General features: G+C 54.2%; 22 protein-coding genes, 1 tRNA gene and 1 pseudogene. 14 read left to right on the top strand and 10 right to left on the bottom strand.

Annotated features, from left to right (window positions below):
• Positions 1-119: 119 nt before the first annotated feature.
• Positions 120-785 (bottom strand): RadC family protein, encoded by a 666-nt coding sequence (gene radC / locus NA330_RS15920; protein ID WP_000380129.1) that lies wholly within the window; start codon positions 783-785, stop codon positions 120-122.
• A gap of 175 nt (positions 786-960) precedes the next feature.
• On the opposite strand from radC, the gene coaBC reads away from it, so the two are divergent.
• The 3 genes from coaBC (at position 961) to slmA (ending at position 3,321) form a co-directional block, all read left to right on the top strand.
• A complete protein-coding gene (gene coaBC, locus NA330_RS15915; protein ID WP_000050176.1) occupies positions 961-2,181 on the top strand; it encodes a bifunctional phosphopantothenoylcysteine decarboxylase/phosphopantothenate--cysteine ligase CoaBC in 1,221 nt (406 codons plus the stop codon).
• Positions 2,159-2,617 (top strand): dUTP diphosphatase, encoded by a 459-nt coding sequence (dut, locus tag NA330_RS15910; RefSeq protein ID WP_000976078.1) that lies wholly within the window; start codon positions 2,159-2,161, stop codon positions 2,615-2,617. Before coaBC ends, dut begins: the two co-directional genes overlap by 23 nt.
• A gap of 107 nt (positions 2,618-2,724) precedes the next feature.
• Entirely contained in the window at positions 2,725-3,321 is a 597-nt protein-coding gene (slmA, locus tag NA330_RS15905; protein ID WP_000818607.1) for a nucleoid occlusion factor SlmA, read from the top strand.
• A 77-nt stretch (positions 3,322-3,398) separates the two neighbouring features.
• On the opposite strand, the gene pyrE is transcribed toward slmA, so the two are convergent.
• Complete coding sequence (gene pyrE, locus NA330_RS15900; protein ID WP_000806167.1) at positions 3,399-4,040, bottom strand: orotate phosphoribosyltransferase; 642 nt, start codon at positions 4,038-4,040, stop codon at positions 3,399-3,401.
• A gap of 78 nt (positions 4,041-4,118) precedes the next feature.
• On the bottom strand, positions 4,119-4,835 hold the full coding sequence (gene rph / locus NA330_RS15895) for a ribonuclease PH (RefSeq protein ID WP_001247078.1): 717 nt from the start codon (positions 4,833-4,835) through the stop codon (positions 4,119-4,121).
• A 125-nt stretch (positions 4,836-4,960) separates the two neighbouring features.
• On the opposite strand from rph, the gene NA330_RS15890 reads away from it, so the two are divergent.
• Positions 4,961-5,824 carry a YicC/YloC family endoribonuclease gene (locus NA330_RS15890; protein ID WP_000621352.1) on the top strand — a complete coding sequence of 288 codons (864 nt, stop codon included), beginning with the start codon at positions 4,961-4,963 and terminating at the stop codon, positions 5,822-5,824.
• Positions 5,825-5,873: 49 nt separating this feature from the next.
• On the opposite strand, the gene NA330_RS15885 is transcribed toward NA330_RS15890, so the two are convergent.
• Positions 5,874-6,776, bottom strand: a complete 903-nt coding sequence (locus tag NA330_RS15885) for a LysR family transcriptional regulator (RefSeq protein ID WP_023242056.1) — start codon at positions 6,774-6,776, stop codon at positions 5,874-5,876.
• Positions 6,777-6,849: 73 nt separating this feature from the next.
• Here NA330_RS15885 and NA330_RS15880 point away from each other — a divergent pair, with 73 nt between their 5' ends.
• Both NA330_RS15880 and NA330_RS15875 read left to right on the top strand, forming a co-directional pair.
• Positions 6,850-7,731: an HARLDQ motif MBL-fold protein gene (locus NA330_RS15880; RefSeq protein WP_001082971.1), complete on the top strand. Its 882-nt coding sequence runs from the start codon at positions 6,850-6,852 to the stop codon at positions 7,729-7,731.
• Positions 7,732-7,981: 250 nt separating this feature from the next.
• Complete coding sequence (locus NA330_RS15875) at positions 7,982-8,599, top strand: trimeric intracellular cation channel family protein (RefSeq protein ID WP_000924334.1); 618 nt, start codon at positions 7,982-7,984, stop codon at positions 8,597-8,599.
• On the opposite strand, the gene ligB is transcribed toward NA330_RS15875, so the two are convergent.
• A complete protein-coding gene (gene ligB, locus NA330_RS15870; protein ID WP_023242057.1) occupies positions 8,596-10,281 on the bottom strand; it encodes an NAD-dependent DNA ligase LigB in 1,686 nt (561 codons plus the stop codon). The two genes, NA330_RS15875 and ligB, sit on opposite strands and share 4 nt — an antisense overlap.
• 256 nt (positions 10,282-10,537) lie before the next feature.
• On the opposite strand from ligB, the gene gmk reads away from it, so the two are divergent.
• From gmk to recG, 5 genes are read left to right on the top strand one after another with little or no spacing between them, the layout of a single operon-like run.
• Positions 10,538-11,161, top strand: a complete 624-nt coding sequence (gene gmk / locus NA330_RS15865) for a guanylate kinase (protein WP_000046966.1) — start codon at positions 10,538-10,540, stop codon at positions 11,159-11,161.
• 54 nt (positions 11,162-11,215) lie between these two features.
• Entirely contained in the window at positions 11,216-11,491 is a 276-nt protein-coding gene (rpoZ, locus tag NA330_RS15860) for a DNA-directed RNA polymerase subunit omega (RefSeq protein ID WP_000135058.1), read from the top strand.
• 18 nt (positions 11,492-11,509) lie between these two features.
• On the top strand, positions 11,510-13,621 hold the full coding sequence (gene spoT / locus NA330_RS15855) for a bifunctional GTP diphosphokinase/guanosine-3',5'-bis pyrophosphate 3'-pyrophosphohydrolase (protein ID WP_000280481.1): 2,112 nt from the start codon (positions 11,510-11,512) through the stop codon (positions 13,619-13,621).
• Between the two features lie 4 nt (positions 13,622-13,625).
• A complete protein-coding gene (gene trmH, locus NA330_RS15850; protein WP_023242058.1) occupies positions 13,626-14,315 on the top strand; it encodes a tRNA (guanosine(18)-2'-O)-methyltransferase TrmH in 690 nt (229 codons plus the stop codon).
• A gap of 5 nt (positions 14,316-14,320) precedes the next feature.
• Positions 14,321-16,402: an ATP-dependent DNA helicase RecG gene (recG, locus tag NA330_RS15845; RefSeq protein ID WP_023242059.1), complete on the top strand. Its 2,082-nt coding sequence runs from the start codon at positions 14,321-14,323 to the stop codon at positions 16,400-16,402.
• Positions 16,403-16,404: 2 nt separating this feature from the next.
• On the opposite strand, the gene NA330_RS15840 is transcribed toward recG, so the two are convergent.
• Both NA330_RS15840 and gltS read right to left on the bottom strand, forming a co-directional pair.
• Entirely contained in the window at positions 16,405-17,256 is an 852-nt protein-coding gene (locus tag NA330_RS15840) for a hypothetical protein (protein ID WP_023242060.1), read from the bottom strand.
• A gap of 2 nt (positions 17,257-17,258) precedes the next feature.
• Positions 17,259-18,464, bottom strand: a complete 1,206-nt coding sequence (gene gltS / locus NA330_RS15835) for a sodium/glutamate symporter (RefSeq protein ID WP_000462251.1) — start codon at positions 18,462-18,464, stop codon at positions 17,259-17,261.
• 227 nt (positions 18,465-18,691) lie between these two features.
• Between gltS and xanP the strand changes: the two genes are divergently transcribed.
• Both xanP and NA330_RS15825 read left to right on the top strand, forming a co-directional pair.
• Positions 18,692-20,083 (top strand): xanthine/proton symporter XanP, encoded by a 1,392-nt coding sequence (gene xanP / locus NA330_RS15830; RefSeq protein ID WP_000115428.1) that lies wholly within the window; start codon positions 18,692-18,694, stop codon positions 20,081-20,083.
• A 120-nt stretch (positions 20,084-20,203) separates the two neighbouring features.
• Complete coding sequence (locus tag NA330_RS15825) at positions 20,204-21,913, top strand: AsmA family protein (protein WP_023242061.1); 1,710 nt, start codon at positions 20,204-20,206, stop codon at positions 21,911-21,913.
• Between the two features lie 102 nt (positions 21,914-22,015).
• Here NA330_RS15825 and yicI read toward each other — a convergent pair whose 3' ends face one another.
• Positions 22,016-24,334: an alpha-xylosidase gene (yicI, locus tag NA330_RS15820; protein WP_023242062.1), complete on the bottom strand. Its 2,319-nt coding sequence runs from the start codon at positions 24,332-24,334 to the stop codon at positions 22,016-22,018.
• Between the two features lie 11 nt (positions 24,335-24,345).
• Positions 24,346-25,728 carry a glycoside-pentoside-hexuronide family transporter gene (locus NA330_RS15815; protein WP_020837864.1) on the bottom strand — a complete coding sequence of 461 codons (1,383 nt, stop codon included), beginning with the start codon at positions 25,726-25,728 and terminating at the stop codon, positions 24,346-24,348.
• A gap of 287 nt (positions 25,729-26,015) precedes the next feature.
• Here NA330_RS15815 and NA330_RS15810 point away from each other — a divergent pair.
• Positions 26,016-26,110: transfer RNA gene (locus NA330_RS15810), tRNA-Sec, on the top strand.
• A gap of 35 nt (positions 26,111-26,145) precedes the next feature.
• Here the strand turns inward: NA330_RS15810 and NA330_RS15805 are convergent.
• Positions 26,146-26,485, bottom strand: a pseudogene (locus NA330_RS15805) (transposase); the annotation flags it as partial.
• Positions 26,486-26,522: the final 37 nt, after the last annotated feature.

Genomic DNA, 26,522 nt, shown 5'->3' with positions numbered 1-26,522 from the left:
TCGATTGCCAGGCCCAAATGCCAAACCCGAGATTCTCAAAGGTGGCGTAGTATACGCTGACCCGGCGATATGCTCAAGTCCCGAACAGACAAAGATCCCGATGGATCGCGCAAAGAATCTTAAATCCAGCCGCGTTCGGCAAAAGAAACGTACTCTCCGCGCCCAATTATCAGGTGATCGAGCACCCGGATATCCATAAACTGGCAACACTTTATCACGCGCTCAGTGATAAGTTTATCTGCTTTACTTGGCTCTGCGCAGCCTGAAGGGTGATTATGCGCCAGAATGACCGCTGAAGCATTGAGTTTAATCGCTTCCCGAACAATCTCACGCGGATGCACCTCTACGTGGTTAAGCGTGCCGGAAAACAGGCGGCTGTGCTGAAGCACCCGGTGCTGGGCATCGAGGAAGATCACCAGAAAGATCTCACGCTCTTCGCCCGTCAGTTGGCTTTGCAGAAATTCCCGCGTCATTTCCGGACTCAGCAACGCACTTTCCTCATTCATGCGCACGCTGTAATAGCGCCTTGCCAGCTCAGCAATGCCTTTCAACTGCGCGAATTTCGCCAGGCCGATGCCGTTTACGCCGCGAAACTGCGCAAAGTCCGCCGACAACAGGCCATACAGCGACCCAAAGTGCTGCAATATCTCTTTTGCCAACGTCATAACATCTTTTCCCGGCGTGCCGGTACGTAAAAAAAGCGCCAGCAGTTCCACGTCGCTGAGGGAAGCAATGCCGGATCTGAGCATTTTTTCACGCGGTAATAATTCGTCCAACGTATCCATACGCGCACCTCCTTTTTTAAGGAAGCGGCATAGTGGCATAGCCTTTGGGAGAGATCGACGCCCCGATTTTGTTCTTGCGTAGCGCCTCGCAAAGTGGAGCGCAGGCAAAGACACGACGCCGTAGAGATTGTGATAAAATAGCCGCCTTTCAAAGTCACCCAACAGGAAAGACATGATGAGCCTGGCCGGTAAAAAAATTGTTCTCGGCGTTAGCGGCGGTATTGCTGCGTATAAAACGCCGGAGCTGGTGCGCCGTTTACGTGAGCGCGGCGCTGACGTGCGCGTAGCAATGACCGAGGCGGCAAAAGCCTTTATTACCCCCCTGAGCTTACAGGCAGTGTCGGGCTATCCCGTATCCGACAGTCTGCTTGACCCTGCCGCCGAAGCCGCGATGGGGCATATCGAGTTGGGGAAATGGGCCGACCTGGTGATTCTTGCCCCCGCGACCGCCGACCTGATCGCCCGTGTAGCATCGGGTATGGCTAATGATTTAGTCTCCACCATCTGCCTGGCGACGCCAGCCCCGGTGGCCGTTCTTCCGGCCATGAACCAACAGATGTACCGCGCTGCCGCCACGCAACATAATCTGGAGGTGCTCGCCTCTCGCGGCCTGTTCATTTGGGGGCCGGATAGCGGCAGTCAGGCGTGCGGCGACGTAGGCCCAGGCCGAATGCTGGACCCATTAGTTATCGTTGATAAGGCCGCCGCGCATTTCGCCGCCGTCAACGATCTGCGACATCTTAATATCATGATTACGGCAGGCCCGACGCGCGAACCGCTCGACCCGGTGCGTTATATTTCCAACCACAGCTCCGGTAAAATGGGCTTCGCTATTGCGGCGGCCGCCGCGCGTCGCGGCGCAAATGTCACGCTGGTCTCCGGTCCCGTTTCGTTACCGACGCCGCCTTTTGTAAAACGGGTTGATGTCATAACCGCGCTGGACATGGAAGCCGCTGTTCAGGCCGCCGTTCAACAGCAGCACATTTTCATTAGCTGCGCCGCCGTGGCTGACTATCGCGCAGAGACTATCGCCAGTGAAAAAATCAAAAAACAGGCGGCGCAAGGTGATGAATTACTAATAAAAATGGTCAAAAACCCGGACATTGTCGCCGGGGTGGCCGCACTCAGTGACAATCGCCCCTATGTTGTTGGGTTTGCCGCGGAAACGAATAATGTGGAAGAATACGCCCGGCAAAAACGTATCCGTAAAAACCTTGACCTGATTTGTGCAAATGATGTTTCTCTTTCAAATCAGGGATTTAATAGCGATAAAAACGCTTTACACCTTTTCTGGCAGGATGGAGATAAAGTCTTACCGCTTGAGCGGAAAGAACTCCTGGGCCAATTATTACTCGACGAGATCGTGACCCGTTATGATGAAAAAAATCGACGTTAAGATTCTGGACCCGCGTGTTGGTCAGCAGTTTCCGCTACCGACTTATGCTACTTCTGGTTCTGCCGGGCTTGACCTGCGCGCCTGTCTCGACGACGCCGTAGAACTGGCGCCTGGCGCAACGACGTTGGTACCTACCGGACTGGCCATTCATATCGCCGATCCATCACTGGCGGCAGTCATGTTGCCGCGTTCGGGCCTGGGCCATAAACATGGTATCGTGCTGGGCAACCTGGTCGGGCTGATTGATTCCGATTATCAGGGGCAACTGATGGTTTCGATCTGGAACCGTGGTCAGGACAGTTTTACCATTGAACCGGGCGAACGTATCGCGCAAATGGTGTTTGTTCCGGTCGTTCAGGCCGAATTTAATCTGGTGGAAGCATTTGACGCCACCGAACGTGGCGAGGGCGGCTTCGGTCATTCTGGCCGTAAGTAAATTTTACGCATCCCCATAACGTCATAATACTGCCGCAAGCGCTGAGTTTGCGGTTATAGCGTGGGTGCTCGCCTGGCAAGTGCTTATTTTCAGGGGTATTTTGTAACATGGCAGAAAAACAAACTGCGAAAAGGAATCGTCGCGAAGAAATACTTCAGTCACTGGCGCTGATGCTTGAATCCAGCGATGGAAGCCAACGCATCACGACGGCAAAACTGGCGGCCTCGGTCGGCGTTTCCGAAGCGGCGCTATACCGCCATTTTCCCAGCAAGACCCGCATGTTCGATAGCCTGATTGAGTTTATCGAAGATAGTCTGATTACCCGTATCAATCTGATTTTAAAAGATGAAAAAAACACTAGCACGCGTTTGCGCCTGATTGTGTTGCTGATTCTGGGTTTTGGCGAACGCAACCCTGGCCTGACGCGCATTCTTACCGGGCACGCGCTGATGTTTGAACAGGATCGCCTGCAGGGGCGCATTAATCAGCTTTTTGAACGCATCGAAGCGCAGCTCCGTCAGGTGCTACGAGAAAAAAGAATGCGTGAAGGCGAAGGCTACACGACGGATGAAAATCTGCTGGCAAGCCAACTGTTAGCCTTCTGTGAAGGTATGCTTTCACGGTTCGTGCGTAGCGAATTTAAATACCGCCCAACGGACGATTTCGACGCCCGCTGGCCGCTCATTGCCGCTCAGCTACAGTAACGCTGGCTGGATAGAGGCTCACGCCTTATCCAGGCGACAGAAACATAAGCCCGGTAAAGCGCCACCGGGCAATTCGCTTACACGCCAAATTCTTCCCGGTATGCTCGCACAGCCGCCAGATGCTCAGCCATATCAGGTTTTTCTTCCAGATAGGCAATCAGGTCTTTCAGCGTAATGATGGAGATAACCTTACAGCCATAGTCGCGCTCCACTTCCTGAATCGCGGAAATCTCGCCGCGGCCACGTTCCTGACGATCCAGCGAAATCAGTACGCCAGCCAGTGTAGCCCCGTGCGCCTGAATAATCTCCATCGACTCACGAATCGCCGTACCTGCGGTAATCACGTCATCCACCAGCATCACGCGGCCCTGTAGCGCGCTGCCCACCAGACTCCCGCCTTCGCCATGATCTTTTGCCTCTTTGCGGTTAAAGCAGTACGGCAGGTCTTTATCGTGATGTTCCGCCAGCGCAACCGCCGTCGTCGTCGCGATCGGAATACCTTTGTACGCGGGGCCAAACAGCAGATCAAATTCAATACCGGAATCCACCAGCGCTTCGGCATAAAAACGGCCTAACAACGCCAGGTCGCGCCCGGTATTAAACAGCCCGGCGTTGAAGAAATAGGGGCTTTTGCGCCCGGATTTCAGCGTAAACTCGCCAAACTTTAGTACCTGCTTGTTAAGCGCAAACTCAATAAACTGGCGCTGATACGGTTTCATGGATTCGCTCCTTTTCTTACTTTCATCATTTACGAAATTTACGGACAAAAAAAAGGCGACTTTTCAGTCGCCTTAAAATCAATTTTCTAACGCCGCCTTCTGCGTCGCCACAATGGATTCAATTCCCCCTCGGGCCAGCGCCAACAAAGTGAGAAGTTCTTCATGGCTGAACGGCTCGCCTTCCGCGGTACCCTGTACTTCAATAATGCGGCCGTCTTCAGTCATCACGACGTTCATGTCGGTTTCTGCGGCGGAATCTTCAACATATTCCAGATCGCAGATCGCTTCGCCGTTAACGATGCCTACGGAAACCGCCGCCACCATGCCTTTCATCGGATTGGTTTTCAGCTTACCGTTGGCAACCAATTTATTCAGCGCATCCGCCAACGCCACGCAGGCACCGGTAATAGACGCTGTACGCGTACCGCCATCGGCCTGGATTACATCGCAGTCCAGCGTAATGGTAAATTCGCCGAGCGTTTTCAGATCGACCGCCGCACGCAGCGCACGCGCGATCAAACGCTGAATTTCCATAGTACGACCGCCCTGCTTACCCTTTGCTGCTTCACGCGCGTTACGGGTATGGGTAGCGCGAGGCAACATGCCATACTCTGCGGTGATCCACCCCTGGCCTTGTCCTTTCAGAAAACGTGGGACGCCTTCTTCAATGGAGGCGGTGCACAACACTTTGGTATCTCCAAATTCGACCAGTACCGAGCCTTCAGCGTGTTTTGTATAGTTACGGGTCAGGGTTACGGGACGCACCTGATTAGCGCTACGGCCTGCTGGACGCATATTGAGATCTCCGGCTTAAAACGAATGTGGCTGCGCATTATACGGACTTCCGATGGTTATTCCTATCCTGACAAGGCCTGGATAGCTATAATCCCCTCATCTCTCCTTTAAAAACGGGAACATCTATGATCCGCAGTATGACCGCCTACGCCCGGCGTGAAATCAAGGGTGAATGGGGTAGCGCGACCTGGGAAATGCGCTCGGTAAACCAGCGTTATCTGGAAACTTACTTTCGTCTGCCGGAACAGTTCCGTAGTCTTGAACCCGTCGTGCGCGAACGCATTCGTACACGCCTGACGCGTGGCAAAGTCGAATGTATGCTGCGTTTTGAACCCGATGCCAGCGCGCAAGGCGAGCTTATTCTGAATGAAAAGCTCGCGAAACAATTAGTTAGCGCCGCAAACTGGGTCAAAATGCAGAGCGACGAAGGGGAAATCAATCCGGTTGATATTTTGCGCTGGCCAGGTGTCATGGCGGCGCAAGAGCAGGATCTGGACGCGATTGCCGCAGAAATTTTAGCCGCGCTGGACGGTACGCTGGATGACTTTATCGTCGCGCGCGAAACGGAAGGCCAGGCGCTGAAAGCGCTGATTGAACAACGGCTGGAAGGCGTCAGCGCCGAAGTAGCGAAAGTCCGCGCGCATATGCCGGAAATCCTGCAATGGCAGCGTGAACGCCTGGTCGCGAAGCTGGAAGATGCTCAGGTCCAGTTGGAAAACAACCGTCTGGAGCAAGAGCTGGTGATGATGGCGCAGCGCATTGATGTGGCGGAAGAGCTGGATCGTCTGGAAGCGCACGTCAAAGAGACTTACAACATTCTGAAGAAAAAAGAGGCGGTAGGTCGCCGTCTGGACTTCATGATGCAAGAATTTAACCGTGAGTCGAACACCCTGGCCTCCAAATCCATCAACGCTGATGTAACTAACTCCGCTATTGAATTAAAAGTGTTGATCGAGCAAATGCGCGAGCAAATCCAGAATATTGAATAATTCTGGCGCTCAATATGTCACAGAGCCCGCCTTATGCGGGCTCTCGCGTTTATCGGTAGTACATTTTTAATTTCCGGCGAATAGCGTCGATAAGGCGCCGCTTCCACTCTACCGTTGAAGCCCGATACTGCATAAAAATAGCGCCTTCCGCCTGCTCCCCGGCAAGCGGCAGGACAAAAAGACCGCGCTTATCGGATAAATTTTCATACCAGGGGCGCGGTACAATCGCCATTAGCGGCGCCGACTGGACAGCAGGCGCCAGTTGACTGTAATCATGACAAACAAACGCCAGCGGACGTTCAAACCCGGCACGAGCCTGCTGCCTGTCCAGTTCGTTGTTCTCTTTTGTCCACGGCAAACAGTAAATGTGTTGATAATGCTGTAGATCAGCAAAATTCAACGCTGTGGCATTCTCCAGACGTGAACGCAATGGCGCGCCATAAACCGCGATCAAACGCGTCGTCCCCACCCGCTCGTAATGCAGAGCGCTTACCTGCTTTTGATGGTCGCCAATTGCCAGCACCAAATCAACCGAGCTATCCAACAGTTCATCACGCCAGGGTCGGCGGGCAAAAGGAAGGCACTCGATCACCGCCTGATGAAGATGACCTTTCTCTGCGAGAACGGGCGTAAGCAGCGCGTTCAATGCGGGAGGAAGTACCACCCGAAAACAACGGGAGCCGTTCTCTTTATCGCCAAACAGCTCCTCATTAAGCGAAACAAACACAGGCGCCAATTTGTCACGCAGCGCCTGCGCATAAGGCGTAGGAATCTGGCGGTTCCCTTCCCGTCGAAACAACGGATCGTTTAGCGCATCGCGCAATCTCATTAACGCATGACTTACCGCAGAAGGCGACAAAGCCAGCTTTTGCGCCGTTTTCCCCGTAGAGCTCGTCTCCAGCAGCACATACAGTACTTTTAACAGGTTCATATCCATTTGCAGCAAGTTCATTAAACGTCTCTCTTATTGAACCTGGCTAAATTACTGCCAGGTATACTGCGGGCGCTTCAATCAGGAGAACATTATGAATCGCTATGCATTATTCTTTGTATGTATATTTTCAACATCAGCACTTCCTGCCATGGCGGCATTAGATCCTTCACAACCGTTATCACCCGCGCCTCCGTTATCACTGTTTAAAGCGTGGGCTAAGCCTATGAAGCCGTTTCAAATCACTGAAGGCGTGTGGTATGTCGGCACGGAAAATCTCTCTTCTATTCTGCTGACCACCCCGGCAGGGCATATTCTTATTGATGCGGGGTTGGATGAAAGCGCACCGCAAATTAAAGCGAATATTGAAGCGGCAGGATTCCGCCTCACAGACGTGCGCTATCTGTTGAACAGCCATGCGCGGCTGGATCAAGCGGGGGGCATGGCACGTTTGAAAGCGTGGAGCGGCGCACAATTGGTCGCCAGCCAACCCAACGCCGATCAGATGGCGAGGGGTGGACGAGAGGATTTTGCGCTTGGCGATGCGCTCCCCTTCCCGCCCGTCACCACTGATAAAATTATCCACAACCAGGAAAGCATCAGCCTCGGAGGGATAACCGTGACAGCACTATTCACGCCTGGACATCTGCCCGGCTCAACTTCCTGGCGCGTAACGCTTCGCAACGGCAAGACGCTAATTTACGCAGATAGTCTCGCCACACCTGACTATCTGCTGATTAACAACAAAAATTACCCTGACCTGGTTACTGATATTCAGAGCAGCTTTAAGACACTGGCCGCCCAGCATGTTGATATCTTTATTGCCAACAAAGGTGACCGCTTCGGGCTACTGGAGAAACGACAGCAACTTCGCAACGGCGATACACAGGCTTTCTTTGATTCCAATGGCTTGCAACAGTATGTGGAACGCTCGCGCCAGCGCTTCATCACACAACTTACCGCACAGCAGCCATAATGAAATGATTCACCGGCGGCGCGTCCAGGGTGCCGTTCTTTTAAATTATCTAAGTCAAAACAGAAAAACCTCGCATACAATAAACCACAAAAATGATGTTCAATTTATTGATATTTATAATAAATAATTATTAATCATAAATTTAAAATCATTACTAAAATTTATTAATCGTGTAATGCCTTAGAAAATCTCAATCGTGATACAGCGCACAAATCGTTAATCTTCGCCCCCAGTAAATTAGGGGGAAATCATGCTGTTGCACGTTCTTTATTTAATTGGCATCACTGCCGAGGCCATGACGGGCGCACTCGCTGCGGGTCGTCGTCGCATGGATACATTCGGCGTAATTATTATTGCTACCGCCACCGCCATTGGTGGAGGATCGGTTCGCGACATTCTGCTCGGTCACTATCCGCTGGGTTGGGTGAAGCATCCCGAATATGTCATTATTGTGGCGACTGCCGCTGTATTGACCACCATTGTTGCCCCCGTCATGCCCTATTTACGCAAGCTTTTCCTGGTACTTGACGCGCTGGGGTTGGTGGTTTTCTCTATTATTGGCGCTCAGATAGCCCTTGATATGGGCGAAGGGCCAATTATCGCCGTGGTAGCCGCCGTCACTACCGGCGTCTTTGGCGGCGTGCTCCGCGATATGTTCTGCAAACGCATTCCACTGGTGTTTCAAAAAGAGCTATATGCCGGCATTTCGTTCGCCTCGGCGGTGCTCTATATTGCGCTGCAACATTACGTCATGAATCCGGATGTCGTCGTTATCTCTACACTACTGTTTGGCTTTACAGCAAGGTTATTAGCGCTACGTCTTAAACTTGGCCTGCCGGTATTTTATTACCGCCATGAAGGGCACTAAGACCCAAATCCGGGAATATGCTGAGCAGCCAGCCATCTGCTCAGCGTTTTGATCTGCGGATTATTCCGCCAGTCGATGACTCTCCCGGCACGACGCTCGCCCGTCGCTGGCAACTGCCGCCAGTGTTGCTCTGTTCGCATTAATAACTGCTCCCATGAACGATCGCCGCTGGCCTGTAATGCAGCCTGCGTTAAGGGGATATCCATCGCCATGATCCAGCGGGTAAACGGCTGCCGGCGAGCCAGGTTAAATTGCCGCCATATCTGCTCGCTTTTTCCTTTAGCAAAGCCTGGCGTGTTGGCTATTTGCGCTGACGTCAGGGTAAGCCAGGAGAAGATATGCTCAAAGCGATGCGTCTGATGCAAGGCCCGCCAGCTGGCTTCACCCATTCCGTCCAGACCCAACGCCGACCGTGACCCCAGCCATACCAGTCTGGAGATAAACTGTTCCTGACACGTTGCCGACGCGTAAAAGCAGGTCAGCGAGTTGAAATGGCTATCAGGCGGCACAGGCTTACTCCGTTCACGACTCCGCCAGACGACCTCATCAAGCCGGGGAATGCCTTGCCCCGCCAGACTCACCAGGATCTGATCGCCCGGCGCGATATCCCACGCTTCCCAACGTTTCACAGAACCGATATTGACCCGCTGAACCCGCTTATCATCCAATATAACGGGGACAAGCGACGCTACTACGGTAATTTTGCCGCTTTTCCCCACCGAGAACTGAATAGCGCTCACTTGCGCGACCTGCGCTACTGGCGGATATTTCCATGCTGCCAGCCAGTCGCCCTGCCCGGGTCGCCAGTATTGTGACGCGGGCTCTTTAGCCATGCGTATCACTACGCCATCCGTCACAAAGGGCAACGCTGACGTCAGCCATGATTGGCGCGCCCGCTCGACCTCGCTGGCATCTTTTACCACCAGGGAATATTTCTTCGTCAGACTGAATCCAGCCTTAGCAAGTTGGCTTAATCTTTCGGGCATATTTGCCGGACCGTCCGGCCACGCCCAAATAAAAATACCCAACGAATTTAGCGCGGAGGCGTTATCCTGGCGCATTAACATTCCTGCGACTTTCGAGCGCGCATTCATCCCGCCCATCCGTTGCTGGATATGTCCCTCGCGCTGTAGAAAGATTTCGCCCTGCAACACCGCGTTAGCAAGCGCGCCTTGTGTTGACTGCGGTATAGAGGGGATCAGGCGAATTTTTGGCGTCCAGTCCTCGCCTTGTAGTCCGTTACCCCGGCTGATAGCCCTGGCCAGTTTACCGTTTTGATAAACCAGTGTTACCGCTACGCCATCCACTTTTGGCTGTACCCAAAGCTCGCTGCGCCCGCGCATCCACTGTTCTACCGCCTGCCGGTCCGCGAGTTTGCGTACGCCCGTATGCGCAACAGGATGCATTGTTGTACCGTTTAACGGCGGTGAAACCGGAGTAGATGAAACATCCTGACCAACACAGCGTTGCCACTGAACCAGCCTTGCGCTGAGTTGGTCGTACACACTATCGTCAACCGCGCTAACACCTTGTTTCCAGTAGATGTCATTCCAGTCAGCGAGCTGTTGCTGTAAACGGGCGATTTCTTCAGCGGCCCTTGCTGGCGGCCAGGCCGGGCAAAGCGCCCCACTCTGCGAATGCCACAATAAAATTCCCCACGCCATACTTTTCCATAATCTCATCACGACCTCCTGCGCACATTGCCCGGCAGGTATAGCGCTTTAGTGAATAAAAACCGACAGGTAAAAATGCATCATCCGAGCCGCTTTCCAGATTTTTTGGTGGGTTGCTGCAACGACGCGATAAAAGCGGAAAAAGGGACGCAAAATGCAATAATCTGGCGCAAAAAGTGTGACAAAGACTACGTCGCATAACGGCGATGTGTATAATAAGCCCGTATCAAGGCTCTATTTCGATAATCACAGACGTAAGATACTCATGGCTCAAGGTACGCTTTATATTGTTTCTGCCCCCAGTGGCGCGGGTAAATCCAGCCTGATTCAGGCTTTATTAAAAACCCAACCGTTGTATGACACTCAGGTTTCCGTTTCACATACCACGCGCGCGCCGCGTCCGGGTGAAGTGCACGGTGAGCACTATTTCTTTGTAAATCATGATGAGTTTAAAACCATGATTGGCAGGGAGGCGTTTCTGGAGCACGCGGAAGTGTTTGGCAATTACTACGGCACTTCGCGCGAAACCATTGAGCAAGTGCTGGCAACCGGCGTTGATGTTTTTCTCGATATCGACTGGCAGGGCGCCCAGCAAATTCGCGAAAAGATGCCGCAAGCACGCAGCATTTTTATTTTGCCGCCGTCAAAGATCGAATTGGATCGCCGTTTACGCGGCCGCGGGCAAGATAGCGAAGAAGTCATTGCCAAACGAATGGCGCAAGCGGTTGCAGAAATGAGCCATTACGCCGAATATGATTATCTTATTGTGAATGACGACTTTGATACCGCGTTAAGCGACTTGAAAACCATCATTCGCGCTGAACGTCTGCGTATGAGCCGCCAAAAGCAGCGTCATGACGCTTTAATCAGCAAATTGTTGGCAGACTGAACCCACTTTCAGTATCATGCCCAGTCATTTCTTCACCTGTGGAGCATTTTAAGTATGGCACGCGTAACTGTTCAGGACGCTGTAGAGAAAATTGGTAACCGTTTTGACCTGGTACTGGTCGCCGCGCGTCGCGCTCGTCAGATGCAGGTAGGCGGAAAGGATCCGCTGGTACCGGAAGAAAACGATAAAACTACCGTTATCGCGCTGCGCGAAATCGAAGAAGGTCTGATTAACAACCAGATCCTTGACGTCCGCGAGCGCCAGGAACAGCAAGAGCAGGAAGCCGCTGAATTACAAGCCGTTACCGCTATTGCTGAAGGTCGTCGTTAATCACAAAGCGGGTCGCCCTTGTATCTGTTTGAAAGCCTGAATCAACTGATTCAAACCTACCTGCCGGAAGACCAGATTAAGCGTCTTCGGCAGGCGTATCTCGTTGCACGTGACGCTCACGAGGGCCAGACACGTTCAAGCGGTGAACCCTATATCACGCACCCGGTAGCGGTGGCCTGTATTCTGGCCGAGATGAAACTCGACTACGAAACGCTGATGGCCGCTCTGCTGCATGACGTGATTGAAGATACCCCCGCCACCTATCAGGACATGGAACAGCTTTTCGGTAAAAGCGTTGCCGAGCTGGTAGAGGGGGTGTCGAAACTTGATAAGCTCAAGTTCCGCGATAAGAAAGAGGCGCAGGCCGAAAACTTTCGCAAAATGATTATGGCGATGGTGCAGGATATCCGCGTCATTCTCATTAAGCTTGCTGACCGTACCCATAACATGCGCACGCTGGGCTCGTTACGCCCGGATAAACGTCGTCGTATTGCCCGTGAAACGCTGGAAATCTACAGTCCTCTGGCGCACCGTTTAGGTATTCATCACATTAAAACCGAGCTGGAAGAGCTGGGTTTTGAAGCGCTGTATCCCAATCGTTACCGCGTCATTAAAGAAGTGGTAAAAGCGGCGCGCGGCAACCGTAAAGAGATGATCCAAAAAATCCTCTCTGAAATCGAAGGACGTTTGCAAGAGGCGGGCATTCCGTGTCGCGTTAGCGGTCGTGAAAAACATCTTTACTCGATCTACTGCAAAATGGTGCTCAAAGAGCAGCGTTTTCACTCGATCATGGACATTTACGCGTTTCGCGTGATCGTTCATGACTCCGATACCTGCTATCGCGTACTCGGCCAGATGCACAGTCTCTATAAGCCGCGTCCGGGACGGGTGAAAGACTATATTGCCATTCCCAAAGCGAACGGCTATCAGTCTTTGCACACCTCGATGATCGGCCCGCACGGCGTTCCTGTTGAAGTCCAGATCCGTACCGAAGATATGGATCAGATGGCGGAAATGGGGGTCGCGGCGCACTGGGCGTATAAAGAACACGGTGAGACCAGCACCACGGCGCAGATCCGCGCCCAGCGCTGGATGCAGAGCCTGCTGGAGCTACAACAGAGCGCCGGTAGTTCGTTTGAATTTATCGAAAGCGTAAAATCCGATCTCTTCCCGGATGAGATTTACGTTTTCACCCCGGAAGGACGCATTGTCGAACTGCCCGCTGGCGCTACGCCGGTGGATTTTGCCTATGCAGTGCATACCGACATCGGCCACGCCTGCGTCGGCGCGCGTGTTGACCGCCAGCCTTATCCGCTGTCGCAGCCGCTTAGCAGCGGTCAGACCGTCGAAATTATTACCGCGCCGGGCGCGCGTCCCAACGCCGCCTGGCTGAACTTTGTCGTCAGCTCTAAAGCGCGCGCTAAAATTCGTCAGTTGCTGAAAAACCTCAAACGTGATGACTCCGTAAGCCTGGGCCGTCGTCTGCTTAACCATGCCTTAGGCGGTAGTCGTAAGCTGGCGGAAATTCCGCAGGAAAATATTCAGCGCGAATTGGATCGTATGAAGCTGGCAACGCTTGACGATCTGCTGGCGGAAATCGGTCTCGGCAACGCGATGAGCGTAGTGGTCGCGAAAAATCTGCAGCAAGGCGAAGCCGTGGTGCCGACCGTTGCGCAATCGAATCACGGCCACCTGCCGATTAAAGGCGCGGATGGCGTGCTTATCACCTTTGCGAAGTGTTGTCGTCCGATCCCAGGCGACCCGATCATCGCTCACGTCAGCCCAGGTAAAGGACTGGTGATCCACCATGAATCCTGCCGTAATATCCGTGGATACCAGAAAGAGCCAGAGAAATTTATGGCGGTCGAATGGGACAAAGAGACGGAGCAGGAATTCATTACCGAAATCAAGGTGGAAATGTTTAACCATCAGGGCGCGCTGGCTAACCTGACGGCGGCGATTAATACCACCACCTCCAATATTCAAAGCCTGAATACTGAAGAGAAAGATGGTCGCGTCTATAGTACCTTTATTCGCCTTACCGCACGCGATCGCGTACATCTGGCGAATATCATGCGCAAAATCCGCGTGATGCCAGACGTTATTAAAGTCACCCGTAACCGAAACTAGCGCTATGAATCCAAAACGTTATGCGCGTATATGCGAAATGCTCGCCAGGCGTCAGCCTGATCTCACGGTCTGCATGGAGCAAGTCCACAAACCTCATAACGTTTCTGCAATCATTCGTACCGCAGATGCCGTTGGCGTCCATGAAGTCCATGCTATCTGGCCAGGTAGCCGGATGCGCACCATGGCTTCCGCGGCGGCGGGCAGCAACAGTTGGGTACAGGTGAAAACTCACCGTACCATTGGCGATGCGGTAGCCCATTTGAAAGGACGGGGAATGCAGATTCTGGCAACCCATCTTTCTGATAAAGCCGTAGACTTTCGCGAGATTGATTACACGCGCCCGACCTGTATTCTGATGGGTCAGGAGAAAACCGGTATTACTCAGGAAGCATTAGCCCTGGCGAATCGGGACATCATCATTCCGATGATCGGCATGGTACAGTCGCTGAACGTTTCCGTCGCCTCCGCGCTCATTCTTTATGAAGCCCAGCGCCAGCGTCAGAACGCGGGCATGTATCTGCGTGAAAATAGCATGTTGCCGGAAGATGAACAGCAGCGCCTGCTGTTTGAGGGTGGTTATCCGGTGCTGGCGAAAGTCGCTAAACGTAAAGGTCTGCCTTATCCTCGCGTCAATCAGCAGGGCGAAATAGACGCCGATGCTGACTGGTGGGCGACGATGCAGGCGGCAGGGTAATCACCATGTCAGGCCGCTTGTTAGACGCTGTTCCGCTCAATTCCCTGACAGGCGTCGGCGCAGCGCAAAGCAGTAAACTGGCGAAAATTGGCCTGCACACCGTGCAGGACCTCCTGCTCCACCTCCCTCTGCGTTACGAAGACCGTACCCATCTCTACCCTATTGGCGAACTGCTGCCTGGCATCTACGCCACCGTTGAAGGTGAAGTGCTGAACTGCAATATCACTTTCGGCGGTCGTCGGATGATGACCTGCCAGATTAGCGACGGTTCCGGCATTCTTACCATGCGCTTTTTCAATTTTAACGCGGCGATGAAAAACAGCCTGGCGACGGGACGACGTGTGCTGGCCTACGGGGAAGCGAAGCGCGGCAAGTATGGCGCAGAGATGATCCATCCGGAATATCGCCTGCAGGGCGATCTCAGCACGCCGGAACTTCAGGAAACGCTCACCCCCATCTATCCGACCACCGAGGGCGTGAAGCAAGCGACACTGCGCAAGCTTACCGATCAGGCGCTGGAGTTGCTCGACACCTGCGCCATTGCCGAACTACTACCGCCGGAACTGGCGCAGGGTATGATGAGCCTGCCGGAGGCGCTACGTACCTTGCATCGCCCGCCGCCGACACTCCAGCTCGCCGATTTAGAAACCGGCAAACACCCGGCGCAGCGGCGGCTTATTCTTGAAGAGCTACTGGCGCATAATCTCAGTATGCTGGCGCTTCGCGCAGGCGCGCAGCGCTATCACGCTCAGCCGCTAAGTACCAACAACATATTGAAAGACAAGCTGCTGGCGTCGTTGCCGTTTAAACCCACCAGCGCGCAGGCGCGGGTGGTGGCAGAGATCGAACGTGATATGGCGCTGGATGTGCCGATGATGCGTCTGGTTCAGGGCGACGTCGGTTCAGGGAAAACGCTGGTTGCCGCCCTGGCGGCGCTACGCGCCATCGCTCATGGTAAGCAGGTGGCGCTGATGGCGCCGACCGAATTGCTGGCTGAACAGCACGCAAATAATTTCCGCAACTGGTTCGAACCGTTGGGCGTTGAAGTGGGTTGGCTGGCGGGCAAGCAAAAAGGTAAAGCGCGTCAGGCGCAGCAAGAGGCTATTGCCAGCGGTCAGGTGCAGATGATTGTCGGCACCCACGCTATCTTTCAGGAACAGGTGCAGTTTAACGGGCTGGCGCTGGTGATCATCGACGAACAGCACCGCTTTGGCGTCCACCAGCGTCTGGCGCTGTGGGAAAAAGGCCAGCAGCAGGGCTTTCACCCACATCAGTTGATTATGACCGCAACGCCCATTCCGCGCACCCTGGCGATGACTGCCTACGCCGATCTCGATACCTCGGTGATTGACGAGCTACCGCCGGGCCGTACCCCTGTCACTACCGTTGCGATTCCGGATACCCGTCGCCATGAAATCATTGATCGTGTGCGCAACGCCTGCACAACCGAAGGCCGTCAGGCCTACTGGGTCTGTACGCTGATTGAAGAGTCTGACCTGCTGGAAGCGCAGGCGGCGGAAGCCACCTGGGAGGAGCTCAAGCTGGCGCTGCCGGAGTTGAATATTGGCCTGGTACACGGCCGCATGAAGCCCGCCGAAAAACAGGCGGTGATGCAGGCCTTTAAGCAGGGTGAACTGCATCTGCTGGTCGCCACTACGGTGATTGAGGTGGGGGTCGATGTTCCTAACGCCAGCCTGATGATTATTGAAAACCCGGAGCGACTGGGCCTGGCGCAGTTACACCAGCTCAGAGGGCGCGTTGGCCGTGGCGCGGTCGCGTCGCACTGCGTGCTGCTCTATAAATCGCCGTTGTCGAAAACGGCGCAGAAGCGTTTACAGGTATTGCGCGACAGCAACGACGGCTTTGTGATTGCACAAAAAGATTTAGAGATTCGCGGCCCGGGGGAATTACTGGGCACGCGCCAGACGGGTAACGCCGAATTTAAAGTAGCTGATTTGCTGCGCGATCAAGCCATGATCCCCGAAGTTCAGCGTATTGCCCGTCATATTCACGAACGTTATCCGCAGCAGGCACAAGCGCTGATTGAGCGCTGGATGCCGGAAACCGAACGTTATTCCAACGCCTAATCCTATTCGCCGCGCGACAGAGCCGACAGAAGATCCTCAATCTGGATAGCGATAACGTCCTGGGCTGCCAGAGCATCGCGCGAGATACGCGTTGCCATCGCACTCTCCGGCTCGTCCCGCAGCATTTCCGCCGCCTTCTGCACCCCGTCGAGGATCATCTCCGGCGTTAACTGCCGGGTTAAAAACGCCAGATTATTTTCCAACCACGGTTCTTCCGTCGCACCTAATGGCGGTTGCCACTGCCACGAGCCTTCTGGCCAAAGCGGGTTAACCTCTACCGGATAAATTAAATGCGCGGCGTACTGCAACGCGCATACCGCTTTACCCGGCGTATCCAGTAACCACCACTGATTCCAGAGCGAACAGATAAACGGCGCAATGCCGCCGAGAACATTGAAGGTATCCAGCCAGGTCAGCGGAGAATTGAAACCGCGCTCGTGATTGATTCGCGTCAGCATGGTCTCCAGCAAAAAATGCCGTACCTGCTGGCGCTGAGCGGCATCCATCATTTCCCGCCAGAGATAAGGCCGCCGTAACGCGCGCAGGAAAGACTCCTCGAAGTGATCGCCATAGCCATGGGTTAATAGCGTTTCGCGCCAACAGGCAAGGCACAGCGGAAACAGATAACGAAACAATTCCGGCTGCATCGGCTCGTGGTAAACCAGATTCAGCACATAATAAACGCTCAGATGCCAATCGGTAATCTGCCGCCAGTCCGTCGCCGCCAGCGCCTGCAACTCAGCATCGGCATAGTCAAACTCCGCTTCCCATACGTTAAGAACCGGCGGCTCATCGCCAAAAATATGACGACAGCGTTCACGCAGGGTTTCAGGTTGACGGCAACGTTTTTTCATCTTTATCCGGCAAACATTGGCAGCATCAGGTACAGCTTGATCACCAACGCATTGACGATATCGATAAAGAACGCGCCGACCATCGGCACCACCAGGAACGCCATATGCGAGGGGCCAAAACGGTCGGTAATCGCCTGCATATTAGCAATGGCGGTCGGCGTTGCGCCAAGGCCAAAACCGCAGTGACCCGCCGCCAGCACCGCCGCATCGTAGTTTTTCCCCATCATGCGCCAGGTGACGAAGATCGCGTACAGCGCCATGAAGATGGTCTGTACCACCAGAATCGCCAGCATCGGCAGCGCCAGCGACGCCAGTTCCCACAGCTTCAGGCTCATCAGCGCCATTGCCAGGAACAGTGACAAACTCACGTTCCCCAGCACCGAAACAGCACGCTCAAATACGCGATAAAAACCCACCAGCGCCAGGCCATTGCTGAGGATCACCCCAACAAATAGCACACAAACGAAGACCGGCAGTTCAAGCACCGTTCCCGCCAGTAGCTGCGCTACGATTTTGCCCACGGTCAGACAGATAGCAATCAGGGCGATAGTTTCGATTAGCACCAGAGAGGTGATCATACGGCCCACATCCGGCTTTTCAAAGGCTGTCGGCACGGCCTGATCGTCAGGCATTCCATCCGGCGTGGTGGAGTGTTTCACCAGATAACGCGCTACCGGGCCGCCAATCAACCCGCCCAGCACCAGGCCAAAGGTTGCACATGCCATCGCAACTTCGGTGGCATTGGCAAAACCATAACGTTCGACAAACAGTTTACTCCACGCCGCGCCGGTACCGTGTCCGCCGGACAGCGTAATTGACCCTGCAATCAGCCCCATTAACGGGTCCAGCCCCAACAGACTCGCCATGCCGATACCGATGGCATTCTGCATCAGCAGTAATCCGACCACGACTACCAGGAAGACGCCAACAACACGCCCCCCCTTGCGCAGGCTGGCAAGGTTAGCGTTAAGGCCGATCGTCGCGAAAAACGCCAGCATCAACGGATCGCGCAGGGTCATATCAAAGTTGACCTCCCAACCGACGCTTTTTTTCAGCACCAGCAGCGCAACCGCGACCAGTAACCCCCCCGCCACCGGCTCCGGAATCGTATATTTCTTCAGTAAGGAGACAGACTGGACCAGCTTGCGACCCAGTAGCAGCACCAGCGTGGCGGCGACAAGGGTCGATAAGGTATCGAGTTCAAACATTTAAAGCTCCTGTAGTGCGCTGTGACATGTGCGCACAAATCATTTCCTGAGTCAGTTTTTTAGCTCTTTGCGAGTCTTCGGCATGGATTTTAAGCAGAAAAAGGCAAAAAGTTATATAAAAAGGTGCATTTATCTTTTTTAAATATTAAGAATATTCGCTCGCAATCGTTTGCTTTTACCATCTGGTCAGATAAAATCACCGCTTTTCCACCACGAGAATGTCCCTGATGTCCGTTAACGCCATCGAGCCGGCAGATGCGCAACCGGTTGCGCAGACGCAAAACAGCGAATTAATTTACCGTCTTGAAGATCGCCCGCCGCTCCCTCAAACCCTTTTTGCCGCTTGTCAGCATCTGCTGGCCATGTTTGTCGCGGTAATCACGCCAGCGCTGTTAATCTGCCAGGCGTTGGGTTTACCGGCGCAGGATACGCAGCACATTATCAGCATGTCGCTGTTCGCCTCCGGCGTAGCCTCTATTATTCAAATCAAAGCATGGGGGCCGGTAGGATCGGGGCTGTTATCCATCCAGGGAACCAGTTTTAACTTTGTCGCCCCGCTGATTATGGGCGGTACCGCGCTGAAAACCGGCGGCGCGGATGTCCCGACGATGATGGCGGCGCTGTTCGGCACGCTGATGCTGGCAAGCTGCACCGAGATGGTGCTTTCTCGCATTCTACATCTGGCGCGCCGGATTATCACGCCGTTAGTCTCCGGCGTCGTGGTGATGATTATTGGCCTGTCGCTGATTCAGGTGGGGCTAACTTCCATCGGCGGCGGCTATGCCGCCATGAGCGACAACACCTTTGGCGCACCGAAAAACCTGCTGCTGGCCGGCGTCGTCCTGGCCATTATTATCCTGCTGAATCGGCAGCGTAATCCCTACCTGCGCGTGGCTTCTTTGGTTATTGCCATGGCGGCAGGCTATCTTTTGGCCTGGTTTATGGGCATGTTGCCTGAGAATAACGCGCCGGTCTCACAGGACATCCTGATGGTGCCGACCCCGCTGTATTATGGTCTGGGCATTGACTGGAACCTGTTACTGCCGTTGATGCTGGTCTTTATGATTACGTCGCTGGAGACCATCGGCGACATCACCGCCACCTCTGATGTCTCCGAGCAGCCGGTATCCGGCCCCTTGTACATGAAACGGCTAAAGGGCGGCGTACTGGCTAACGGCCTGAACTCATTTGTTTCAGCGGTATTTAATACGTTCCCGAATTCCTGTTTCGGTCAGAACAACGGCGTAATTCAGTTGACCGGCGTCGCCAGCCGCTATGTGGGATTTGTCGTCGCGCTGATGCTGATTGTGCTCGGCCTGTTCCCGGCGGTAAGCGGTTTTGTGCAGCATATCCCGGAACCGGTGCTCGGCGGCGCCACGTTAGTGATGTTCGGTACCATTGCCGCCTCCGGGGTACGTATTGTCTCGCGTGAGCCGCTGAACCGCCGCGCGATTCTGATTATCGCCCTGTCGCTGGCCGTGGGTCTTGGCGTTTCGCAACAGCCGCAGATCCTGCAGTTCGCGCCGGAATGGGTGAAAAATCTGCTCTCATCCGGAATTGCCGCTGGCGGCATCACGGCTATCGTGCTGAACCTGATTCTCCCGCCGGAAAAACCGTAAAAACCCTGCGGCGGCGACACGATTCGCCGCTGCTGTAACGCTCTTTCACCATTCCTGTCTTGAGGATTGCACGCAAATCGTGCATAAATCCCCTATGTGCATTTCACGGGATGGAAGACCATGAAATTGATTGGGAGGTTGCTTCTCTACGTGCTGATCGCCTGTTTAGTGGTGATTTTCGGCTTTTATTTTCTGCTGCAAACGCGCTGGGGCGCAGATCATGTCAGCAACTGGATATCAGAGAACAGCGGTTATCACCTTACATTCGACGTGATGGATCATCGTTTTTCCGCCCCATCCCATCTTTTACTGGAGAATGTGACCTTTGGTCGTGATGGTCAGCCTGCTACCCTGGTCGCGAAAACCGTAGATATCGGTCTGAGCATTCGCCAGTTAACCGCGCCGCTGCATGTCGACACGATTCTGTTACAGGACGGCACGCTGAATATTTCAGTGCAAACCGCCCCTTTCCCGTTTGAGGCCGACCGCCTGCAACTTCGCAATATGGCGCTCAATAGTCCCGGTAGCGAATGGCGGTTGAGCGCCCAGCGCGTTAACGGCGGCGTTATGCCCTGGCGCCCCGAAGCCGGTCGGGTATTGGGCAATAAAGCCCAGATCCAACTGAGCGCCGGTTCGCTGACGTTAAACGACGTTCCCGCCACGAATGTGCTTATTGAAGGCAGTATCGACCATAATCAGGTGATGTTAAACACCGTCGGCGCCGATATGGCGCGCGGAGCGTTAACCGGCGTCGCCCGGCGTAACGCTGACGGTAGTTGGATCGTTGAAAATCTGCGGCTGAATGATATTCGGTTACAAAGCGATAAATCCCTGAGCGAGTTTTTCGCGCCGCTTACTACGGTTCCATCTTTGCAGATTGGTCGTCTTGAAGTGACGGACTCCAGCCTGCAAGGACCAGACTGGGCAGTCACCGATCTTGACCTGAGTTTGCGCAATCTGACTCTGCGCAAAGAAGACTGGCAAAGTCAGGAAGGTAAATTATCGATGAACGCCAGCGAGTTTATTTACGGCTCGCTGCACTTGCTCGATCCAATCCTGAACGCCGAATTTTCACCACAGGGCGTTGCGCTACGCCAGTTCACCACCCGCTGGGAAGGCGGTATGGTCAGAACTTCCGGTGCCTGGTTACGCGAAGGCAAAGCGCTGATTCTGGACGATACCGCTATCGCCGGGCTGGAGTATACGCTGCCGGAAAACTGGAAGCAGTTATGGATGAAGCCGTTGCCCGACTGGCTGAACAGCCTGACGCTGAAAAAATTCAGCGCCAGCCGCAATCTGGTGATCGATATCGACCCGGCCTTCCCGTGGCAAATCACCGCCCTGGACGGCTACGGCGCAAACCTAGAGCTGGTACAACATCATCAATGGGGCGTCTGGAGCGGCAATGCGACCCTCAACGCCGCAGCGGCAACCTTTAACCGTGTGGATGTGCGCCGCCCGTCGCTGTCGTTGACGGCTAATGCCAGCACGGTCAACATCAGCGATCTGAGCGCGTTTACTGGAAAAGGGATACTGGAAGCCACTGCCAGCGTATCGCAACTGCCGCAGCGTCAGGCGCAAATCAGCCTGAACGGACGCGGCGTACCAATGGATGTGCTACAACAGTGGGGCTGGCCGGCATTACCGATTGCTGGCGATGGCAATATTCAGCTCACGGCCAGCGGCAATATTCAGGCCGATGCGCCGTTGAAACCGACGGTAAACGGGCAATTACACGCGGTCAACGCACAAAAGCAGCAGATAACGCAAACGATGCAAGCGGGCGTGGTGTCCGGCGGGGAAGTTACGTCAACGGAGCCAGCGCTGTAATTGAGGGCTTGCCCGGTGGCGCTGACGCTTACCGGGCTTACGGTTCTTGCTCATTTGTAGGCCGGATAAGCGCAGCTCACGGCGCCATCCGGCGATTCAGATTTAAAGCGTAATCACCACTTCATTTCCCTGCGGGGTGACCACTACGCCCAGTTCACTTCCCGCATATGAGCCGCATTTGGTACCGCTAATCTGCGTAATATTACGCAGACACAGCGTCCAGTTGCGCGCCTCGCCTTCGCCGCTCACCGTAATGGTATTGCCTGTGCGTTTCGCCTGCAGCGTAAAGATTGTCGAACCATCCGTAGCAGGGACTTCGCAGACCGCTTCGCAGCCGTCATCCAGATGGAATAACTGGAAGGCCGTACCCTCATGCCAGGCGTAATCGGGCTTCTGGCTATTGTTGCCCAGCGCCAGTAGTGTATTGTCACGCACGTACACTGGCAGACTCAGGAAGTCATGCTGCTGTTTATGCCAGCGGCTGCCCTGCACTTCATCGTTGCGCCACAGGTGCGTCCAGCGGCCTTCTGGCAGGTAGAACTCCACGTCGCCCGCTTCACTAAATACCGGCGCTACCATGACCGCATCTCCCAGCATGTACTGGCGATCAAGATAATCACACGCCGGATCGTCCGGGAACTCCAGCATCATCGCCCGCATCATTGGCGTACCGGCTTCGTTGGCGCGCGCCGCTTCCCGATACAGATACGGCATCATCCGGCACTTCTGTTCGGTGAAGAAGCGCACCACGTCACAGGACTCGTCGTCATAGGCCCACGGAACCCGGTAGGATTTGCTACCGTGCAGGCGGCTGTGGCTGGAGAGCAAGCCGAATGCGCACCAACGCTTGTAGACATGCGCCGGCGCGGTATTCTCGAATCCGCCAATATCATGGCTCCAGAAACCAAACCCTGACAGGCCGATGGACAGCCCGCCGCGCAGGCTTTCCGCCATCGATTCGTAGTTGGCGTAGCAGTCGCCGCCCCAGTGCACCGGGAACTGTTGCGCGCCCACCGAGGCGGAACGGGCGAACAGCACCGCCTCTTCAACGCCGACGGTCTCTTTCAGCACGTTCCACACCAGTTCGTTGTAGATGTAGGCATAATGGTTGTGCATTTTCTGTGGATCTGAACCATCAAACCACTGCACATCCGTTGGAATGCGTTCGCCGAAGTCAGTTTTGAAGCAGTCCACTCCCATCTCCACCAGGCCCTTCAGCTTGTCGGCATACCATTCGCAGGCTTGCGGGTTGGTGAAGTCGTAAATCGCCAGTCCCGGCTGCCATTTATCCCACTGCCACAAGGAGCCGTCCGGGCGTTTAAGCAAATATCCTTTCTCTTTCAGCTCCTGGAAGACCGGGGATTTCTGGCCGATGTAGGGGTTAATCCACACGCAGACTTTCAGCCCTTTCGCTTTCAGGCGGCGAATCATCCCTTTCGGATCGGGGAAAGTCACCGGGTCCCATTCAAAATCGCACCACTGAAAAGCTTTCATCCAGAAACAGTCGAAGTGGAAGACGTGCAGCGGCAGATTGCGCTCGGCCATACCGTCGATAAAACTGTTAACGGTCGCTTCGTCGTAGTTGGTGGTGAATGAGGTGGTCAGCCACAGGCCAAACGACCAGGCGGGCGGCAGCGCCGGACGACCCGTAAATTGGGTATAGCGGTTCAGCACGTCTTTCGGGGTCGGGCCGTCGATGACGAAGTATTCCAGATACTCGCTCTCGACGCTGAACTGAACTTTGGAGACTTTCTCGGAGCCAATTTCAAACGACACGCACTGCGGATGGTTTACCAGCACACCGTAGCCACGGTTGGTGATATAGAACGGGATATTCTTGTACGATTGCTCGGTGCTGGTGCCGCCGTCGCGGTTCCAGGTCTCCACCGTCTGACCGTTGCGCACCAGTGCGGTAAAACGCTCGCCAAGCCCGTAGACGGTTTCGCCCACGCCGAGATCCAGACGCTCGAACATGTAGTTGCGCCCGCTGTTGGTGTCCTGCACATAGCCGTTATTTTTCAACTGGCTACCGGTGATACGTACACCGTTGCGCAGAAAATCCAGAGACCAGATCTCGCCTTTGGTGACGCGCACGCTCAGGCTGCCGCTCTTGAGTTCGGCAAATTCGGCGTTGTTCTGCATCTCCACGTTGATATCTTGCAAAACATTGAGCGGATAATGTGGGCCGTTATCCAAAGCGCCCTGGAAGTGTTCCATCCGTACACCTATCACTCCTTCCTGCGGCGAGAAAAAGCGCAGGGTAAACAACGGGGTATCCAGTTGCCAGGTTCGTTCGCGGACATCGCGCGGCGCGGCATAGATCACCATCTCATTCCCGTGCTGTTCAACGTCGAACACCTGAACCGGGTGAATCAAATTAAGGCCAGGCTGGATCAGCCAGTTTCCGTCGCTAATTTTCATAGTCTGTTCCTTTAGTTTTGCAATTCTTTATGGGTAAATTCTTGTTCGTTGCGGTGTGCGCCCTGCGCCAGTTGTTCCAGAATGGTTTTCAGGAACGGGCTTTTCAGGGTGTAGTAGCGTTTAGCGATCGCGGCGCTCAGCAGATAACAGATGGCCGGAACGATAGTGAACAGAGCGATGATGATGCTGATCGTGGCGCTGTTTTGCGTTTTCGCCGCCGCGTCGTAACCGCCGCCTGCCAGCATCCAGCCAATCAGCGCCCCGCCGAGGGCAAGACCCAGTTTCAGCACGAACAACGTGCCGGCAAAACTGATCCCCGTCAGGCGTTTGCCGTTACACCATTCGCCGTAGTCGACGGTGTCAGACATCATCACCCACTGGATAGGCGTGACTAACTGGTGCAATACGCCAATCACAAAGATAAAGACGAACATAGCGATCGTGGCGTGCATCGGTACGAAGAACATCGCCACGCTGATTACTGCGAGTAAAGCATTGGTCCAACAAAAAACGCTCACTTTGCATTTCCAGTCGGTCAACGGTTTTGCCAGCGCCGAGCCAATCAGGTTGCCGACGCAATAGGTGGTGAGGAAGGCGACAAACACGCCCGGTTTGCCCAATATCCAGGTGACGTAATACATCATCGCCCCGCCGCGCACGCATACCGCCAGAATATTCAGGATGGTGAGCAGGCCGACTATGCGCCACTGGTCGTTGTACCAGATATCACGCAGGTCTTCACGCATGGAGGTATGGGTGGCAGGCGCTTCAACGCGCTCTTTGGTGGTAAAGAAGCAGAACGCCAGCATCAGGAACGCCACCACCGAGAGCGCCGCGATACCCCCCTGGAAGCCCAGCGCCTTATTCTCGCCGCCAATCAGTTTCACCAGAGGCATCATCAGTACGGTAGAAAGCATTCCGCCCGCCGTTGCCAGCACAAAGCGCCAGGATTGCAGGGAGATACGCTGCGTTGGGTCATTGGTTATTACACCCCCCAACGCGCAATAAGGGATGTTGACTACAGTGTACAGAAGGGTAAGCAACGTGTAGGTGATGGCGGCATAAATCATTTTGCCGTTCAGACTGAGATCCGGCGTGCTATAAGCCAGCACACAAACGATACCAAACGGCAACGCGCCAAACAGCACCCAGGGTCGGAATTTGCCCCAGCGAGAGCGGGTACGGTCGGCCAGCAGGCCCATGCAAGGGTCGGAGATGGCATCAAGCGCACGCGCCAGTAAAAACATGGTGCCAACAAAACCAGCGGGAATGCCGAAAATATCGGTATAGAAGAACATCATATATAACATGACGTTATCAAAGATGATGTGGCTCGCGGCATCGCCCATACCATAGCCAATCTTCTCCTTAACGGAGAGAATCTCACTTTTCATTACGCATCCTTAACGCTTACAACGCTCACTGATACCGGTTACAGTTTTTGTAAACCTTCCCTGCGAGCGTGAATATTCCGTTATTTGGTTATCAAATTACGATTCTTGTTTTCTGTGATCAGGGTAGCGCCAAAAAGTGTGATGAAATGTAACTAATGGATTTTATGGGGGTTTATATGAAACCGATCATGGCAGAAGGAAAGGGAAGTTAAAAAAGCACGGGAGGGGATGTGGAAACGCCAGGAAGTAGCTATAATGCGCGCGCCTCCATGTAGCAATCGAGGCGCGGAAGATCGTCGTCTCCGGTGAGGCGGCTGGACTTCAAATCCAGTTGGGGCCGCCAGCGGTCCCGGGCAGGTTCGACTCCTGTGATCTTCCGCCAATTTGCCTCTTCTGAACTCAATAAAATGAATCGCCACGCGCCCGTGGACTTCGGTATCCGACCTGAGCCTTTATCTCCACACGTTGCATCAACCACCAGACTTTGTTTACACCGCATTGTTCCCGATATCCAGCAGATCGAGACAGATCTTGCGATAACCATAAACACAGCCCGATTCCAGCCAGAACTGCCTGTATGCCCCGTCAGATTCAGGTCAACATGATGCCGTCGTGAATGTGGCGGCTTTATCCAGGCGTAAAGACTATGGATAGTAATATCAAGACGTGTTGCGACGCTGGAAACAGAATGGCCGCGCTCAATAACCTGTTTTACCACTTTAATTTTAAACGCTTCGGGATAACATTTACCGCTCATGGGCTCCTCTCTTTAAGTCATCTTAAATGACTCAGCG

Source organism: Salmonella sp. NW722 (assembly GCF_051702785.1).
Classification (GTDB): domain Bacteria; phylum Pseudomonadota; class Gammaproteobacteria; order Enterobacterales; family Enterobacteriaceae; genus Salmonella; species Salmonella enterica.
This window is presented reverse-complemented; position numbering and strand designations above follow the sequence as displayed.

Excerpts from the sequence above, each read along its gene's own strand:
- rpoZ (WP_000135058.1), top strand. The coding sequence starts at position 11,216 with ATGGCACGCGTAACTGTTCAGGACGCTGTAGAGAAAATTGGTAACCGT.
- gltS (WP_000462251.1), bottom strand. The coding sequence starts at position 18,464 with ATGTTTGAACTCGATACCTTATCGACCCTTGTCGCCGCCACGCTGGTG.
- coaBC (WP_000050176.1), top strand. The coding sequence starts at position 961 with ATGAGCCTGGCCGGTAAAAAAATTGTTCTCGGCGTTAGCGGCGGTATT.
- pyrE (WP_000806167.1), bottom strand. The coding sequence starts at position 4,040 with ATGAAACCGTATCAGCGCCAGTTTATTGAGTTTGCGCTTAACAAGCAG.
- NA330_RS15885 (WP_023242056.1), bottom strand. The coding sequence starts at position 6,776 with ATGAACTTGCTGCAAATGGATATGAACCTGTTAAAAGTACTGTATGTG.
- NA330_RS15840 (WP_023242060.1), bottom strand. The coding sequence starts at position 17,256 with ATGAAAAAACGTTGCCGTCAACCTGAAACCCTGCGTGAACGCTGTCGT.
- ligB (WP_023242057.1), bottom strand. The coding sequence starts at position 10,281 with ATGAGATTATGGAAAAGTATGGCGTGGGGAATTTTATTGTGGCATTCG.
- recG (WP_023242059.1), top strand. The coding sequence starts at position 14,321 with ATGTCAGGCCGCTTGTTAGACGCTGTTCCGCTCAATTCCCTGACAGGC.
- rph (WP_001247078.1), bottom strand. The coding sequence starts at position 4,835 with ATGCGTCCAGCAGGCCGTAGCGCTAATCAGGTGCGTCCCGTAACCCTG.
- radC (WP_000380129.1), bottom strand. The coding sequence starts at position 785 with ATGGATACGTTGGACGAATTATTACCGCGTGAAAAAATGCTCAGATCC.
- NA330_RS15875 (WP_000924334.1), top strand. The coding sequence starts at position 7,982 with ATGCTGTTGCACGTTCTTTATTTAATTGGCATCACTGCCGAGGCCATG.
- xanP (WP_000115428.1), top strand. The coding sequence starts at position 18,692 with ATGTCCGTTAACGCCATCGAGCCGGCAGATGCGCAACCGGTTGCGCAG.
- dut (WP_000976078.1), top strand. The coding sequence starts at position 2,159 with ATGATGAAAAAAATCGACGTTAAGATTCTGGACCCGCGTGTTGGTCAG.
- NA330_RS15815 (WP_020837864.1), bottom strand. The coding sequence starts at position 25,728 with ATGAAAAGTGAGATTCTCTCCGTTAAGGAGAAGATTGGCTATGGTATG.
- yicI (WP_023242062.1), bottom strand. The coding sequence starts at position 24,334 with ATGAAAATTAGCGACGGAAACTGGCTGATCCAGCCTGGCCTTAATTTG.
- trmH (WP_023242058.1), top strand. The coding sequence starts at position 13,626 with ATGAATCCAAAACGTTATGCGCGTATATGCGAAATGCTCGCCAGGCGT.
- slmA (WP_000818607.1), top strand. The coding sequence starts at position 2,725 with ATGGCAGAAAAACAAACTGCGAAAAGGAATCGTCGCGAAGAAATACTT.
- NA330_RS15825 (WP_023242061.1), top strand. The coding sequence starts at position 20,204 with ATGAAATTGATTGGGAGGTTGCTTCTCTACGTGCTGATCGCCTGTTTA.
- gmk (WP_000046966.1), top strand. The coding sequence starts at position 10,538 with ATGGCTCAAGGTACGCTTTATATTGTTTCTGCCCCCAGTGGCGCGGGT.
- NA330_RS15890 (WP_000621352.1), top strand. The coding sequence starts at position 4,961 with ATGATCCGCAGTATGACCGCCTACGCCCGGCGTGAAATCAAGGGTGAA.
- NA330_RS15880 (WP_001082971.1), top strand. The coding sequence starts at position 6,850 with ATGAATCGCTATGCATTATTCTTTGTATGTATATTTTCAACATCAGCA.